13 protein-coding genes are annotated in these 14995 nt (G+C 66.2%); 6 read left to right on the top strand and 7 right to left on the bottom strand.

Translation table 11 applies throughout. From position 1 onward, the window contains the following. Positions 1 to 146: 146 nt before the first annotated feature. Positions 147 to 1529, top strand: coding sequence for a nucleotide 5'-monophosphate nucleosidase PpnN (gene ppnN / locus U5822_RS07450; RefSeq protein WP_322854998.1), 1383 nt, complete (start codon positions 147 to 149; stop codon positions 1527 to 1529). Positions 1530 to 1555: 26 nt separating this feature from the next. Here ppnN and U5822_RS07445 read toward each other — a convergent pair whose 3' ends face one another. After that, positions 1556 to 1891 (bottom strand): c-type cytochrome, encoded by a 336-nt coding sequence (locus U5822_RS07445; protein ID WP_322854997.1) that lies wholly within the window; start codon positions 1889 to 1891, stop codon positions 1556 to 1558. A 206-nt stretch (positions 1892 to 2097) separates the two neighbouring features. Here U5822_RS07445 and U5822_RS07440 point away from each other — a divergent pair, with 206 nt between their 5' ends. Then, positions 2098 to 3201, top strand: a complete 1104-nt coding sequence (locus tag U5822_RS07440) for an enoyl-CoA hydratase/isomerase family protein (protein WP_322854996.1) — start codon at positions 2098 to 2100, stop codon at positions 3199 to 3201. Between the two features lie 27 nt (positions 3202 to 3228). Here U5822_RS07440 and U5822_RS07435 read toward each other — a convergent pair whose 3' ends face one another. The 3 genes from U5822_RS07435 to U5822_RS07425 form a co-directional block, all read right to left on the bottom strand. Beyond that, on the bottom strand, positions 3229 to 3924 hold the full coding sequence (locus U5822_RS07435) for an ankyrin repeat domain-containing protein (protein ID WP_322854995.1): 696 nt from the start codon (positions 3922 to 3924) through the stop codon (positions 3229 to 3231). Between the two features lie 71 nt (positions 3925 to 3995). Next, the gene (locus U5822_RS07430) at positions 3996 to 6134 is read right to left on the bottom strand and encodes a tRNA(Met) cytidine acetyltransferase TmcA (RefSeq protein ID WP_322854994.1); all 2139 of its coding nucleotides are present in this window, start codon (positions 6132 to 6134) and stop codon (positions 3996 to 3998) included. Continuing rightward, entirely contained in the window at positions 6134 to 6511 is a 378-nt protein-coding gene (locus tag U5822_RS07425; RefSeq protein WP_322854993.1) for a DUF2237 family protein, read from the bottom strand. The genes U5822_RS07430 and U5822_RS07425 overlap by 1 nt, the downstream gene beginning before the upstream one ends. A gap of 186 nt (positions 6512 to 6697) precedes the next feature. Between U5822_RS07425 and U5822_RS07420 the strand changes: the two genes are divergently transcribed. The 3 genes from U5822_RS07420 (at position 6698) to U5822_RS07410 (ending at position 10831) form a co-directional block, all read left to right on the top strand. Continuing rightward, positions 6698 to 9019, top strand: coding sequence for an ATP-dependent helicase (locus U5822_RS07420; protein WP_322854992.1), 2322 nt, complete (start codon positions 6698 to 6700; stop codon positions 9017 to 9019). A 69-nt stretch (positions 9020 to 9088) separates the two neighbouring features. After that, a complete protein-coding gene (locus U5822_RS07415; RefSeq protein ID WP_322854991.1) occupies positions 9089 to 10279 on the top strand; it encodes an OmpA family protein in 1191 nt (396 codons plus the stop codon). Positions 10280 to 10348: 69 nt separating this feature from the next. Further along, entirely contained in the window at positions 10349 to 10831 is a 483-nt protein-coding gene (locus U5822_RS07410) for a DUF4124 domain-containing protein (RefSeq protein WP_322854990.1), read from the top strand. Here U5822_RS07410 and U5822_RS07405 read toward each other — a convergent pair. Continuing rightward, entirely contained in the window at positions 10788 to 12062 is a 1275-nt protein-coding gene (locus tag U5822_RS07405) for a methyltransferase (protein WP_322854989.1), read from the bottom strand. The genes U5822_RS07410 and U5822_RS07405 overlap by 44 nt on opposite strands. On the opposite strand from U5822_RS07405, the gene U5822_RS07400 reads away from it, so the two are divergent. Continuing rightward, complete coding sequence (locus tag U5822_RS07400) at positions 12061 to 12750, top strand: tRNA/rRNA methyltransferase (RefSeq protein WP_322854988.1); 690 nt, start codon at positions 12061 to 12063, stop codon at positions 12748 to 12750. The genes U5822_RS07405 and U5822_RS07400 overlap by 2 nt on opposite strands. Before the next feature lie 15 nt (positions 12751 to 12765). Here U5822_RS07400 and U5822_RS07395 read toward each other — a convergent pair whose 3' ends face one another. Together U5822_RS07395 and U5822_RS07390 are read right to left on the bottom strand one after the other, a co-directional pair. Beyond that, positions 12766 to 14037, bottom strand: a complete 1272-nt coding sequence (locus U5822_RS07395) for a D-amino acid dehydrogenase (RefSeq protein WP_341850465.1) — start codon at positions 14035 to 14037, stop codon at positions 12766 to 12768. A gap of 20 nt (positions 14038 to 14057) precedes the next feature. After that, positions 14058 to 14888 carry a polyphosphate kinase 2 family protein gene (locus U5822_RS07390; RefSeq protein ID WP_322854987.1) on the bottom strand — a complete coding sequence of 277 codons (831 nt, stop codon included), beginning with the start codon at positions 14886 to 14888 and terminating at the stop codon, positions 14058 to 14060. Between the last annotated feature and the right edge of the window lie 107 nt (positions 14889 to 14995).

The raw sequence follows: 14995 nt of genomic DNA, 5'->3' as shown, positions 1-14995 counted from the left end.
ATCCGAATATGGTCGAGTGGCGTAGTGGTCTGAAAGCGCTTAGTCTACCTTTTTGTACCCATGCCATAAAATCAGGCATAGCCGAAATCCCGGGCCCGACCGGCCACCGGCCCCTCGCCCGGTTACATTCAGGAGTTTTCTCGTTCATGCAAGAACCCACCATCAACGCTCTGGTGTCGCCGGAAGGCAGTCTCGAAATCCTTTCCAATCATGAGGTTAATCGTCTCAAGGACCGAAGCGAGGGTGGCCTGTACCGGCTGTTCCGCCAGTGCGCCCTGGCGGTCCTCAACACCGGCGTGGAAACCGACGACTGTAAGACCCTGATGGAGTCCCACGCCGACTTTGACGTCCGACTGGTGCCCCAACCCCGGGGTCTGAAACTGGAACTGATCAACGCCCCCGCCCACGCCTTCGTCGACGGCGAGATGCTGCGCGGTATCCGCGAGCACCTGTTCTCGGTACTGCGGGACATCATCTACTCGCACTCCATCCCCCAATCCGCGGCGGGGTTCCGCCGGGACGATCCCGAGGATCTGACCAACCTGGTGTTCCATGTCCTGCGCAACGCCCGGGTCCTGGAAGCGGGCCGTCAACCGGACCTGGTGGTGTGCTGGGGTGGCCACTCGATCAGCCAGGACGAGTACCAGTACAGCAAGGAAGTGGGCCACCAACTGGGCCTGCGCGCGCTGAGCATCATCACCGGCTGCGGTCCCGGCGCCATGAAGGGTCCGATGAAGGGCGCGACCATTGCCCACGCCAAACAGCGGGTGAAGAACGGCCGTTACATCGGCATCACCGAGCCCGGCATCATCGGTGCCGAGGCGCCGAATCCGATCGTCAACGAACTGGTGATCATGCCGGACATCGAGAAGCGCCTGGAGGCCTTCATCCGCTGCGGCCACGGCGTGATCGTGTTCCCGGGCGGCGTCGGCACCGCCGAGGAGATCCTGTACCTGCTCGGTATCCTGCTGCATCCGGACAACGCCGACCTGCCGTTCCCGGTGGTGTTCACCGGCAAGAAGGAAAACGCGGAGTACTTCGAGATGATCGACAAGTTCATCCGCAACGCCCTCGGGGACGACGCCGCCAAGAAGTACGAGATCATCATTGACGATCCGGCGCGGGTGGCTCAGACCATGAAGAAAGGCATGAAAGAGGTGGAGACGTTCCGGCGCGCCATGCAGGACGCCTACTACTTCAACTGGATGCTGAAGATCGATCCGGTGTTCCAGCTGCCCTTCCACCCCAACCACGAGAACATGCGGGCGCTGGAACTGCACCGCGACCAGCCGGTGCACCTGATCGCCGCCAATCTGCGCAAGGCGTTCAGCGGTATCGTGGCGGGCAACGTCAAGGAAGATGGCATTCGCCAGGTTCAGGCCAAGGGCCCGTTCGAGATTTCCGGCGACCCGACCCTGATCCAGCCCCTGGAAGCCATGCTGGAGCAGTTTGTGGCCCAGAACCGGATGAAACTGCCAGGTTCCGACACCTACTTGCCCAGCTACCGGATTGTCAGCGGGGCGGCCTGAGCCGCCTCGCGTCCGGGCAACGTCCCTCAGTTACCGCCGTCGGCCGGCAGGCTGGCGTAATAGGCCGCCAGGTTGGCGATGTCGGTGTCACTCAGGGCCGCCGCCTGGCCCTGCATGATGGCGGCCTGACCGCCGGTGCGCTGCTTGTTCTTGTAGGCCGTGATGGCCGACACCAGGTACTGCTCATTCTGCCCCGCCAGGTTCGGATAGGTGGGGATCTGGGCCAGACCGTTCTGGCCGTGACAGGCCGCGCAGACCGCTGCCTTGGCCTTGCCGGCCTCGGCATCGGCGGCACTCGCCAGGGCCGGAACCACCGTCGTCAGCGCCAGGATGCTTGCCGCGGCATAGTGTTTCAATGTCATCGTGTTTACCCTCTCATCATCGTTTTTGGGTTTTCCTACCGGACTGTATACCGTCCTGTCCTTATAACACAGAGCCGGACGAAGCCAAATGCGTTAGCCCCATGGCTTCTGTTCGACGTTGGTCCTCTTTATAGTGGGGACCATTAGCAAGACCGTACGTAATGCGACGTGGCCCCGATGAATCCAGACCGCCGGAGATACCCTCGATGTCCATAGAGGTGCAGGAAATTGATTGCCTGGAAGGCCGACTAGGCCTGCTGACACTGAACGCCCCGGGCTCATTGAATGCCCTGTCGGAAGGCATGGTTGAAACCATGCAGGGGGCGCTGGATCGCTGGGCGGCGGACGACCGGATATGCCTGGTGCTGCTGCAGGGCGCCGGCGACCGCGCCTTCTGTGCCGGTGGCAACATCCGCAATCTGTACAGCGCCATGACCGGTGGTGACGATCCCGACGCCCCGGCCCGCTTTTTCACCCGCGAGTACCGACTCGACTACAGCCTGCATCGCTTCCCCAAACCCGTGATCGGCCTTGCCCACGGCGTGGTCATGGGCGGCGGGCTCGGGCTGCTGTCGGCCTGCCGCTACCGGCTGGCGACGCCCGACCTGACCCTGGCCATGCCCGAGATTTCCATTGGTTTGTTCCCGGATGTCGGCGCCAGCTGGTTCCTGAACCGGCTGCCCGGACGGATTGGCCTGTTCATGGGACTGACCGGCGCGCGCTTGAACATCACCGACACCATCCGCATCGGCCTCGCCGACCAGGTGATTCTGCCCGAGGACCGGGACGCGCTGCTGGATCAGCTCCGCAACCAGCGCTGGACCGGCGAACCGGCGGCCGACGACAACCGTCTGTTCCGGTTGCTGAATCACCTGCACGCGCCAGACTACCGTTCGCTCCAGCGCAGCCAGCTGGAGCAGCACGAACAACGCATTGCCCGCCTGTGCGCCGGCGACGAGTTGCCGGAGATTGTCGACCAGCTGTTGTCGGCGGAAGTCGACAGCGAGTGGTGGAATGCCGCCATGGCCAATTTGCGCGGGGGCTGCCCGGTCACCGCCTGGCTGGTCTGGAGCCAGCTGCAGAAAGCCCAGCAGATGTCGCTGAAGGATGTGTTCCGGATGGAGCTGGCCATGGCCCTGGAATGCACCCGCCGACCGGATTTGCCCGAGGGCATCCGGGCCCGACTGGTGGACAAGGACCAGCAGCCAGCGTGGAGTTTCGCCAGCGTGGCCGAGGTGCCGCACGAGGTGGTGCAGGCGCATTTCCTGCCCGAGTGGGACGACCAGACCGATCCGATGCAGCTCGGCTGAGGCTCAGCTCGGCCCGGCAATTCGAGGCTAGAGCGTGGCGCCGGCCTGCACCAGCAGCATCTCCAGGTCCCGGAACTGGTGGGCCCGGGCCACGTCCAGGGCGGTCCGGCCGTTGGCGCTCCGATAGTTCACATAGGCACCGGCGGCCAGCAGCATCTCGGCGGTGAGCAGATCGCCGCTGGCCACCACTTTCATCAGCAATGACTCGCCACCCTGACTGACATTGACGTTGGCGCCCGCCGCCAGCAGTACTTTCACCACCGACAGATGCCCCTGCCCAGCGGCCTGCATGACCGGCGTGTAGCCCTGGTCGTCGCGGGCATTGACCCGGGCCCCGGCGGACAACAGCAGTTGCACCAGTCGGCGGCTGCCCTGGGCCGAGGCGACCATCAGTGGCGTTTGCCCCTCCGCGCCGGCCAAATCCGGCGAGGCGCCTTCGGTCAGCAGGTACCAGGCCACCCGATCCTGCCCGGCCCGCACCGCCGCCATCAGCGGCGTGCCCTGTTCGGTCCGGGTATTGAGCGAGGAACCCGCCTCGGCCAAGGCCATCACCCGGTCAAGGTCGCCGGCCCGGGCGGCCGCGACCATAGGCGTGTTCGCCGCGCTGGCGCTGTCGAGAGTGAGGTTGGTGGGTTCGGTACGGGCGGCGCAGCCGCTCATCGAGGGCAGCGCCAGCAGTGCCAGTAGCAGCAGGCAGAGAGGAGAGCCGATTCCCTTGGCCATGGTCGTGGTTCCCGGTCGAAGTGAGTTCGGCCTATTCTGCGGGCCGACCCGGCCGAATTAAATCGAGCGGGTCACAACTCCGGCCCCTGACGCAGCAGCTGGCGAATCACCGCCCGCAACCGGTCTTCGCCATCCCGCTGACCGAGGCACAGCCCTTCGGCCTGTAGCTCGGACCAGCCACGCTGCTGCAACACCGCCCCCACCCACAGACGCAACTCGGCCCGGGTGCCAAGCCAGGCGGGCACGGCACAGGCCATGCTGGCCTTGCGCAACACCGGCAGGCTGAGCAGAAACCCGCGATGGCCATGGGCAAAACTGTTCAGGTCCCGACGGTCGTCGTCGCTCAGGCGCTCGGTGGCCGGCAATTGCTCGCTCAGGGCCGCCAGCAGGCCGGGCTCCAGCTCCGGCCAGGCCAAGGGCAACAGGCTCAGCCAGTGCTCGGCCAGTCGGTCCTGCAAACGGCCAACCAGCGCGGTACCGGCCGGACTCAGCCCGCGCAGCATTTGCAGCGGATACTCACCGCTGGTCGCCTCCCGGTTCAGGCCCAGGCGCACCGGCCGCAAGCCGCAGCAGCGCCAGAACGCCAACAGCGGTTCGCTGCCGCCGAAACTGGTGCCCAGGGCATCCAGCCCCTCCCCGATCGCCCCGCTCTCGGCCGCGGCCACCAAGCGATGTCCGACCCCGGCGCGCCGGGCGCCGTCGGCCACCGCCACCCGCACCACGCGCAGGCAGCTCTGGCTGGCCGCTTCGGGGAAACCGCTGTGACTGGCCAGGGACTGGGGCAGCAGATGACCACGAACCCGGCGCTGGCCCAGGGTGATTTGCTCGGCCAGATCCGCGGCCAGTCCCCCTTCCACCACGCCCCACAGCAGACCCACGGTGGTATCGCCTACCCGCGCGCGCCAGCTGCGCGCCTCGGGGGCGTCCAGCCACTGGCGCAGATCCGCCGGCGTGGTGCGGTAATGGGCCGCCACCAACAGACCAAAGGCCTCGGCCAGATCGGCATCGCTCGCATCCCCGGGGACAAAGGGTTCCACTCGAATGTCCTGGGCGCTGAAGGCCTGAACCGGGGGGGCCGGACCGTCGGCAGCCAGCAGGAACAGCCGGGCCACCAAGGGCTCCAGCGGGTCGGCGCTGGCCCATCGGACCGGGGTGGTCAGACTCAGGTTTTGCCAGTGCGGCGTCTCCCGGTCGAGCACTTCCCGAAAGCGAATGGCAAAGCCGCGACCGGCGCCTTCGTAGCCATGCACCGTGGAGGAAAAGGCCACCCGCGGCCATCCCAGCAGGATGCGTTGCAGCAGGGGCGCGGGAATGGCCGCGGCTTCGTCTACCATGACCACCTCGGCCTCCGGCTGCTGCGACAGCAAGGCCCGCACCGGCAAGAAGCGCAATCGGCCGCCGCCGCGGATCTCGAGGCTGCCGTCCGTGTCACTGACGATAGCGTCCGCAAGGGCGTCCCGGGCATGGCGGAACAGGGTGTCAACGTTGAGCTCGGAGGGTGCGGTAACCAGCACCTGCTTGCGGCCCTGGCGCAACAGCTCGGCGGCGGCCATGCCCAGGGCCGCGGACTTGCCCCGGCCCCGATCCGCGGTCAGCACCACCGGGCGCCGACGGCGCCCCAGGCCGAAACGAACCAGCTGTTGCACCAGTCGGTGTTGGTCCTCGGTACCGGCCACCGAAAAGGGCTGTGCAGGCGCCGGCGGGTGCGGCAGGCGGGTGTCGGAGGGTTGGTCGGCGCTGATCCGAATCACCCCGGGGTCGTCCGCCAGGACCCGCGCCAGGCGGGCGGCAAACGGATGCTGGTCCAGATGTTCGAGTCCGGTCCGGGCGTAATCCGGATCGTCGAACCCGGACCAGCGCGACAGTGGCGGCATCAGCCAGAACAGCAGCCCGCCCGCGGCCAGGGTCCCGGACACGGCCGCAAAACCGTCGGGCGGATTGCCCTGCCAGCCGTCCCAGACCACCAGTGAGGTTTCCCGCCCGAGCCATTGCCGGGCCTTGCCCGGCGCCAAGGGTGTCAGTCCCTGATGGGGACAGTCGGTCGCCGGCCCGAGCCACAACCCCGGCTCCAGTGCCAGGGCCGGCAGCAGGGCCCGCAGCCAGGCCAGGGCCCGGTCACGGTCGCCCTCGACCAGCACCAGCCGGCGCTCGCCGCGCTCAAGCAGCCGGCCCTGCAAATTCTGCCAGGCCGCCTGCCCCTGGTCCGTCATCAGCTGAGGTCCACCGAATGCCGCTTCAGGTCATCCAACTCGCACATTTCCAGGGTGGCCCGATGGGTGGCCCGCAGCCGGACCCGGGGCGCCTTTCCGGCTTCAAACGCTTCCTGCCAGCGGGCCGCACACAGGCACCAGCTGTCCCCGGCCTTGAGCCCGGGGAAGCCGAAATCCGGCCGTGGTGTGCTCAAGTCATTGCCCCGGCTTTTGGAAAACTCCAGGAAGTCGTCGGTCACCACCGCGCACACGGTGTGGTAGCCCAGGTCGTCCGGGCCGGTGTTGCAGCAGCCGTCCCGGTAGAAACCGGTTTTCGGGTCGTTGCCACAGCTTTCCAGGGTTTCCCCCAGGACATTGATGGAGTCTGATACTTGCATTGCCGGATCCTCTGCCTCCCAAGGTGAGCAGGCTTCTGGTCCGGCCTTCCAAAACTGTGCGGAGCCATGGATGGCGGAGCTCAAGCGTCACATGGACGTGCTTGAGCGGGTTTTGGAAGGCCGGACCAGAAGGCTGCGGCACTTCAGGACTGGTAATTGGATGAGTTTGAATAGGTTTTTGCAATTATGCGGGACAGGTACCCGCACTGCCAGTTGGCCAGTACAATACGCGCTATGCCAACCGAACCCCAACACCCCACCGCCGTCCAGCTGCCGGATTTTCTCACCGATGAACAACGGGCCATCATCACGGCCGGTTACGAGCACTCGGTAATCACCGCCGTGGCCGGCAGTGGCAAGACCTCCACCCTGGCCTGGCGCATTCGGTACCTGCTGCAACAGGGCCACGACCCGGACCGGATGCTGGTGCTGATGTTCAATCGCAGCGCCCGGGTGGATTTCGAGCGCAAGCTGCAGGAGGTGTGCAGCCAAAGCGGACTGGCGCTGCCGGAAATCCGCACCTACCACGCCATGGGCCTGCGGCTGTACAAACGCTTCGTGCGCGAGGGCTACCTGCCCGGCTTTTCCGACAAGATCCTGACCGAGCAGGAGATCAGCTTCCAGGCCTGGCAGCTGACCCGGCGCCTTGCGCCGGAGGACCTGGCGGACGAGATCCGGCGCAACAAGAAGGATTTTGTCGAAACCGCCACCGGCTTCATCGACCTGGTGAAAACCACCCTGTCGCCGGCGGAGGTGGTGTTTGAGGAGCTGGGCTACGCCGACAAGCACCGGTACCTGATCGACCTGTTCCACGCCTTCGAGCAATGGCGCAAGGGCCAGGCCCGGATCAGCTACGCCGACATGCTGTACGAGCCGGTGATGGCGATCCACCAGAATCCGCCACTGCAACGCCTGGTGGGCAACAAGATGGACCTGATCCTGGTGGACGAATACCAGGACACCAACGAGATCCAGCACCTGCTGCTGCGCTATGTGGCCGGCGACCGGGCCCGGGTGACCGTGGTCGGCGACCCGGACCAGACCATCTATGAATTCCGGGGCGCGAAACCGGAGTTCATCCTGAAACGTTTCAGCGATGAGTTCGAGAGCCCGCTCGAACAGACCCTCAGTTACACCTTCCGGTACGGCCACCGGGTGGCCCTGCTGGCCAACCACCTGATCTGTCACAACACCGGCCGCAAGGACGTGCTGTGCCACTCGCACCCGTCGACACCGTCGACCGACGTGCACCTGCATCGGGTCGACAGCGACAGCGACGCGGTGGTGAAAATCCTGCAGCAGGGACCCGCCACCGCCCTGGAAGGCACCGCCATCCTGTTCCGGGTCTGGAGCCAGAGTGTGCCGATCGAGCTCAAGTTGCTGGCCCGCCAGATCCCCTATCGCATCGATGCCGGCAAGGGCGCCCTGTTCAGCCGCGAAGTGCAGGCCATTGTCTCGCTGCTGCGGGTGGTGACCGGGCGCCTGGCCAACCTGCCCGACAACGATCGGCTGGAGGTGGCCAGGCAGCTGTTGCGGTTTCCCCACGTTGGCCTGAAGGAGCCGGAACTGGAGCAGTTGGCCCGGTTCCTGTCCGGATTCTCCGCGGACTGGCACGAACGCCTGCTGGCCATGGATTTCGACGCCCTGTCCCCCATGGCCGGTCGCAAACTGCGCAAGCTGGGCGAGGTGCTCGGACAGCTGCGCGGCTATTCCGGCCCGGTGGCCGGGCTGATCAGCGTGTACGCCGAGCATACCGACCTGTACGAGGGCCTGCGCAGCCTGGCGCTGACCCACGAGAGCGCCGAGGAGCGCATCGACACCATCCACGGCTTCCGGGAGTATCTGAAGAGTCTGGACATCGACGCCGCCGGCGCCCTGGAGCACCTGAACACCCTGAAGCAGCAGGCCGGCGAGAACCGTCAGAGTGGCGTGCTGCTGTCCACCATTCACCGCACCAAGGGGCTGGAATGGCCACGGGTGATCATTCCCGGTTTGCAGGAAAAATACCTGCCCTACAGTCCCCGTCCCCACGACGACGCCCGGGCCTTTCTCGAGAGCGAGCGGCGCCTGCTGTACGTGGCCATGACCCGCACCCGGCAGCAGTTGCACGTGATCAGCCGGCCGGCCAGCACCCAGCCACACCTCGACGGTGACCAGGGCCCCAGCCGGTTTGTCGAGGAATGCTGCTTCCCGCTGGCCAACGAACTCGGCCACTGGCTGGATGAGCGGATCCATGAGCCGGGCCAGCAACTCCGGCTGCAGGCCCCCATCACCCCGGTCAGCCAGCGCTATGCCCAGCGTGAGGGCGTCAGCCTGGACGGCAAGGTCGCCAGCGTCTGTGACGCCACCGAGGTACTCTGGCACCGGGAACGCCTGAGCCACGCCATCTTTGGCCCGGGCCGGGTGGTGGCCGAGGACGAGAGCTCGTTCGAGGTTCGGTTCGACAATGGCGACACCCTGAACTTCAGCAAGAAGAGCGCGCACCTGTATTTCACGCCTCTGGCCTGAATTCACTGGAACCTTATGGCCGCTCACTACGTAGTGATCTAGATACACCAACCAACCAGGAGTCAGTGCATGACCATCATGCGAACCTGTGCGATTGCAGCCATCGCATCCACCCTGTCGGCCCCGGCCTTTGGCCAGGAACGGCAAGCCACCACCTACATCAATCCGTTTGCCGCCTATCAGATCTTCGACGACAAGCGCGACCTCAGTGAAACCGGCACCTTCGGCGTTGGTGCCGAATACCGTTTCACCCCCCACTGGGCCGTAGAAGCCCTGTTCTCCCGCGCTGACGCCGATCGCGAAGGTGCGCTGGGTTCGTCTGACTTCGATGAAATCCGCCTGGACGGCATCTACTACTTCGCCGGACCGGAAGAAACCTGGAACCCGTACCTGTCCGCTGGCGCCGGCCACGCCGATTTCGGCTCCGATGCCGCCGCGCCCCGCACCGCCGGCAGCAACCACGACGAGACCCGTGTCAACGTGGGTGCCGGCGTGCGCTACAACATCACCGACGCCCTGTCCCTGCGCGCGGACCTGCGGGAATTCCACGGCATCGACGAGAGCACCTTCGATACCCAGGTGTCCCTGGGCATCAGCCTGGCGTTCGTGCACGCCGCCCCGGCTCCGCTCGACGCCGACAACGACGGCGTGGCCGACGGTTCTGACCGCTGCCCCGGCACTCCGGCCGGCGCCCAGGTCGACGCCCAGGGCTGCCAGCTCGACGGCGACGACGACGGTGTGGTCGATGGCCGTGACGCCTGCCCCAACACGCCCCGGGGCGCCAAGGTCGACGGCCGCGGCTGTGAGCTGGACAGCGACAACGACGGCGTGGTGAACAGCAAGGACGAGTGTCCGGACACCACCGCCGGCGCCAAGGTCGATGCCAAGGGCTGCGAGGGCATCACCAAGACCATCGAGACCTTCGAAATTGAGGTACAATTCCCGACCAACAGTGCGGTCATCGGCAACCGCTTCGACGGCGAGATTCGCCGGGTGGCAGATTTCCTGAAAGCCAACCCGGAGACCATCGTCGAAATCGCCGGCCACTCCGACAGCCGGGGCGCCGCCGAGTACAACCGGTTCCTGTCGCAGAAACGGGCCGAGTCCGTGGCCAGTCGCCTGACCGAAGCCCTGGGCATCGATCCGGAGCGGGTCAGCGCCACCGGTTACGGTGAAGTGCAGCCGATCGCTTCCAACGACACCGCCGAAGGCCGCGCGGCCAACCGCCGGGTCGAAGCCCGAATCAAGGTAAGACGCTGATGCGATAAGCGCGCCAGCGGTACACCACGCCAGGCGCCCGAATAGGGGCGCCTGAGTGCAGGAGGTAGGATGATCCGTGCCGTGCTTGCCGGGTGTCTGCTGGCAGCGCTTTCCCCACTCTCATACGCCCAGGTGTTCCGCTGCGACACCGACACCGGCGTGGTGTTTTCCGACCAGCCCTGCGGCAGCAATCCGGAACCGGTCGATATCCGGGATAACCGCGTCGGCGGGCGCCTCGACCAGAACCTGCCCCCCGAGACCGGCGTCGACTCCGAACACCAACCTTCCTCACCATCGCCGGCACCTGAGGCCGCCTCAACCTGCCGATTCATCAATTCCACCGACCTGCGCCGGTACATCGTGCGTGAACAGGTCGTCCGGGGCATGACCCGGGACCATGTCCGGCGCGCCTTTGGCGAGCCGCCGGAGACCCACGCCAGCCCCCAGGAGGTGTGGATCTACCAGAGCCGCTACTACGGCGCCCTGTACGAGCTGACCTATGTTTATTTCAGGGATGGCTGCGTGGAGAGTGTGGAGTATCGGAAACCCTGACGCCGTCGAGTAGCAGATTGCGCGGGGTCAGCCGGCGATCGCAGAACTCGCCCAACCGCACCCGGTAGCCCTGCTCCTCCAGGAACACGGCGTAATCCAGCACCAGCCACAACTCCAGCGGACGCCGGAACAGGTGGCGCACGAGTTCGTGCCGACGCACCTGCTGCCAGCGCTCGACGCCAACAGCCTGCCAGTGGTCGAAATCCAGGTCCCCGGGCAGCGCCAGGCCTTTTTTCCCGGCGGCCCAGCGGCAGAACGCCGCAAACCCCTCATGCACCAGCCGGGCCGGGTGGGATGGCACCGGCAGGTAGTCATCGCACCCCCGCAACTCCCGCTGCAGGCCATCGAATCCCAGCCGCCACTGGCTCACCAGGCGGGTCTGTTCGCGCACCCGGGCCGGGGCGGTCACGGTTTCCTGCACCGCCAGGCGCAACTCGTTGCGGCTCAGGGTCAGGGCCTGGTGGTGGCCGGCGGCGGTCAAGGACAGGGGCCGGTACCGCTCGGTGTCGGTCAGGTGGTAACAGCAAGGCGACAGGCTGATGCGCGGCAGACCGGCACTGCCGGCCCGGCGCAGCAACTGCCGGTGCAGGTCCCCGCAGGCGTGCAACGCGACCCCGTGGACCTGCGCGGGCAGTTCCAGGTCGCCGGCCATCACGTCCTGCTCCCGCACCGAGACCGGGTCCCCGAGCCGGGCGGCCAGGCGGTTGCCGTCCTGCACCAGGCTGGCATCCCATTCCAGCCCCAGCACCGAAGGTGCACCCGCCGCCGCCAGGGTTCGGGACAGATGACCCTTGCCACAGCACCAGTCCAGCACCGGCTGCTCCAGGGGCCGGACCGAGGCGGCGAACGCCCCGGACTGCAGCCGCTTGCGCCCGGGCATGTCCACCGCGCGGACTTCCGGCAGGGTCGCCCGGTCGATGTCCTGTGCGGCGGGGGCGAGGGTCGGCAGGGCCACCAGATCGGCGTAGGCGGCCAGGGACGGCAGCTGTTGTGCCGCCAGGGTGGCCAGCCGGTCCGGGTGTTCATCCAGTGCCTGGCAATCCGGGTCGGACAGGTCCGCGACCGATCGGGCCAGGTCCGGGTACTGGCGGGTCCAGGCCGGTACCGGCTCCATGAATGGCGCCGACTGCCAGAGTGAGCGGTGCTGGCGCAGCCAGTCGTTCAGCGCCCGCCACCGGCTATAAAAAGATTCGGCGGGCTCGTGTAAACTCCCGGCCGGAGGTAATGTCATGCAACTGGCCTTTGTACTCGTTGAACCCAAGGTTCCTGAAAACGTCGGCGCCGCCGCCCGTGCCCTGTGCACCATGGGCTTCGGCGAACTCTGGCTGGTCAATTCCGACCTGCACAGCCGGCCGGAAGCCCACTGGCTGGCCCACGGCAGCGATCACATCCTCGATAATGCGCGCATTTTCCCCGATCTGGCGGCGGTGCGAAACTCCGTAGACCTGCTGATGGGGACCTCGGCCAAGCCCCGCCACAACCGCCAGCACTGGCACCCGCCGTCCGAGCTGCGCCGGATGATGGCCAGCAAGGGCGAATCCGTGGCCACCGCGGCACTGGTGTTCGGTCGGGAGGATCGGGGCCTGGCCAACGAGGAGTTGGCCCTGTGCGATGTCCTGACCGGCATCCCCATGAAGGTCACCTACCCGTCCCTGAACCTGGCCCAGTCGGTCATGCTCTACGCCTGGGAGCTGTCAGGGCTGTCGGAATCCGACGAGACCGCCCCGGCCACCGCCAACCCGGCCCGCCTGGGCGCCCTGCGCAGCCGGCTTGAACAGTTGCTGCCGACGCTGGACGCCCCCGCAGACGGCAAACTGTCGCAGTGGCTGTTCGAGCGACTGCCACTGCTCAGCGACCGGGACATCGGCTTTGTCCACACCCTGTGCGGCAACCTGGAGCGGCGCCTGAAGCGCAAGTAACGCCGGCGCCCGTCGCTACTCCTGGAAGCGGCCGGGGCGGAAGGCGTCCAGCTCCACCGCCGGTGCCTCGCCGTCGATCACCTGGGCAATCACGCTGGCGCTGCCGGCGGACAGGGTCCAGCCGAAAGTGCCGTGACCGGTATTCAGAAACAGATTGTCCCGGGGCCCGCGGCCGATGATGGCCGGGCCGTCCGGGGTCATGGGCCGGAAACCGGTCCAGGTCTCCGCCGCCATCAGGTCGGCGCAGCCCGGGAACCGGGAGGTCACCGATTTGCGGATGGTCGCCAGTCGCGCCTCCGGAATGTCCCGGTTGAAATCCGCCAACTCGACAAAGCCGGTGGCCCGCAGGCGATCGCCCAGCCGGGTCGAGACCACCTTGTAGTTATCGTCGTGCACGGTGGACACCGGCGCCCGATCGGGATCGGTAAGCGGCGCCGTCAGGCTGTAGCCCTTGACCGGGTAGATGGGCAACGGCAGGCCCAGCGGCCGCACCAGGTAATCGGACCAGGCCCCGGCACAGATGACAAAGGCGTCCGCCTCCAGCCGTTCCCGTTCGCCGTCCTCGGTGGTGAAGTCGATGGCCCCGATCCGGTGATGGTCGCCCACCAGCTCCTCGGCCTCCACCTGGTAGCGAAAGGTCACGCCCTGCCGGGCACAGGCCTCGGCCAGGGCACGGGTGAACTGGTGGCAGTCGCCGGTGCCGTCACTGTCGTAACTGAGCGCACCGCACAGGGGGCCATCCCCCAGCATGCCCGGCTCGACCTCGCGGACCTCGTCCGGGGTCAGCAGCCGGGAGGCAATACCCAGTTCCTGCAGCAGCCGGTGGATTTCATGGTAGCCAACCAGCGCCTCGGGGGCACTGGCCAGATGCAGCAGGCCCCGATGGCCACCGTCAAAATCCAGCGCCAGGGCCTGCTCCAGGGCCAGAAACCGCTCCCGACTGTGGATGCCCAGGCGCAGCATGGCCCGACGATTGAGTCCGAACACGCCGGGCGCCCGGGCAAAGCGCAGGGTACTGAACAAAAAGCGCACGGCCTCCACCGACGGCGGCATGCGCATCTTCAGGGGACCGTCCTGCTTCAGCAGCCAGGGTAGCGCCTTGAGCACCATTTTCGGATCGGCCCAGGGATACACCACGCCATAGGAGCGCTGGGCCGCATTGCCCTTGCTGGTCTCGTTGCCGGCGATGGCCTGGCGTTCCAGCACCGTTACCTCATGCCCCCGGCTGCTCAATTCGTACGCGGTGGTAACCCCGACTACGCCGGCTCCCACAACTACTATGCGCATTCGCGCCTCCCTGTGTCTGTTTACTTCACACCCTCGTCGGCCAGCAGCCGTCGATACTCCCGCAATACCGCCTTGTCGTCCTCCGGATAGTCCGGCGCCAGCCGCTGCAACTGCTCGGCCAGCAGTTTCGCCACGATGGCCCGGGCCTGAGGTTTACGATCCGCCGGCACAATGAACCAGGGCGCGAACTCGGTATGGGTATTGGCCAGGGCTTGCTCGGCAAAGGCTGCGTACTCCGCCCGCTTTTTCCATCCCGAGACATCGGACTGGTCAAATTTCCAGCGCTTGCGCGGCTTGTCGAGCCGTGCCAGAAGCCGGCGCCGATGCTCGTCCTCGGAGAGATTGAGCCAGACCTTGACGATGGTGGTGCCTTCATTCACCAGATGCCGCTCAAAATCACGAATAGACCGGTAACGGTTGGGCCAACTGTACCGCTCCGGCGGGTGTACGGGCCAGAGTCGCTCGCCAATGACCGCCTCATGGTGACTGCGATTAAAGGCCACCATCTCACCCAGCTCGGGCACCTTCCTGGCCACTCGCCAGAGAAAGTCGTGGCGGGTTTCCGCGCCGTCCGGACGCCCAAACGACCAGGCGTGGAAACCGGCTGGATCAACGAAAGTCGCCAGGGTCCGGATCAGACTGTCCTTGCCGCTGGCATCGGGGCCATGAACCACCAGCAACACCGCCTCGCTTCGATTGGCCCACAGTCGGCGCTGGTACTCGCCAATATCCTCCAGGCTGGCCTCCAGCTTCGGAATCTCCGCCTCATCGTCCAGAACCGACGGGTAATTTGCGAGATGGGGTTTTCCCGCGTCGAAAAACCAAGCCCGGGCAAAGTCCGTTACCTGCATTCCGGAAACTCCGTATCGGGTTAAATCGGGTCAACAATCCAACAAGGTGATAAACTCACGTGGTCAATTTTTCAGGATAGCAGCCTCAAGTCGCTGCCATGGAGTAG

It is taken from the genome of Marinobacter qingdaonensis (assembly GCF_034555935.1).
GTDB lineage: Bacteria > Pseudomonadota > Gammaproteobacteria > Pseudomonadales > Oleiphilaceae > Marinobacter > Marinobacter qingdaonensis.
The sequence above is the reverse complement of the archived record's forward strand: the minus strand, read 5'-3'. Positions and strand labels throughout refer to the sequence as shown.

Excerpts from the sequence above, each read along its gene's own strand:
- ppnN (WP_322854998.1), top strand. The coding sequence starts at position 147 with ATGCAAGAACCCACCATCAACGCTCTGGTGTCGCCGGAAGGCAGTCTC.
- U5822_RS07445 (WP_322854997.1), bottom strand. The coding sequence starts at position 1,891 with ATGACATTGAAACACTATGCCGCGGCAAGCATCCTGGCGCTGACGACG.
- U5822_RS07440 (WP_322854996.1), top strand. The coding sequence starts at position 2,098 with ATGTCCATAGAGGTGCAGGAAATTGATTGCCTGGAAGGCCGACTAGGC.
- U5822_RS07435 (WP_322854995.1), bottom strand. The coding sequence starts at position 3,924 with ATGGCCAAGGGAATCGGCTCTCCTCTCTGCCTGCTGCTACTGGCACTG.
- U5822_RS07430 (WP_322854994.1), bottom strand. The coding sequence starts at position 6,134 with ATGACGGACCAGGGGCAGGCGGCCTGGCAGAATTTGCAGGGCCGGCTG.
- U5822_RS07425 (WP_322854993.1), bottom strand. The coding sequence starts at position 6,511 with ATGCAAGTATCAGACTCCATCAATGTCCTGGGGGAAACCCTGGAAAGC.
- U5822_RS07420 (WP_322854992.1), top strand. The coding sequence starts at position 6,698 with ATGCGGGACAGGTACCCGCACTGCCAGTTGGCCAGTACAATACGCGCT.
- U5822_RS07415 (WP_322854991.1), top strand. The coding sequence starts at position 9,089 with ATGACCATCATGCGAACCTGTGCGATTGCAGCCATCGCATCCACCCTG.
- U5822_RS07410 (WP_322854990.1), top strand. The coding sequence starts at position 10,349 with ATGATCCGTGCCGTGCTTGCCGGGTGTCTGCTGGCAGCGCTTTCCCCA.
- U5822_RS07400 (WP_322854988.1), top strand. The coding sequence starts at position 12,061 with ATGCAACTGGCCTTTGTACTCGTTGAACCCAAGGTTCCTGAAAACGTC.
- U5822_RS07405 (WP_322854989.1), bottom strand. The coding sequence starts at position 12,062 with ATGACATTACCTCCGGCCGGGAGTTTACACGAGCCCGCCGAATCTTTT.
- U5822_RS07395 (WP_341850465.1), bottom strand. The coding sequence starts at position 14,037 with ATGCGCATAGTAGTTGTGGGAGCCGGCGTAGTCGGGGTTACCACCGCG.
- U5822_RS07390 (WP_322854987.1), bottom strand. The coding sequence starts at position 14,888 with ATGCAGGTAACGGACTTTGCCCGGGCTTGGTTTTTCGACGCGGGAAAA.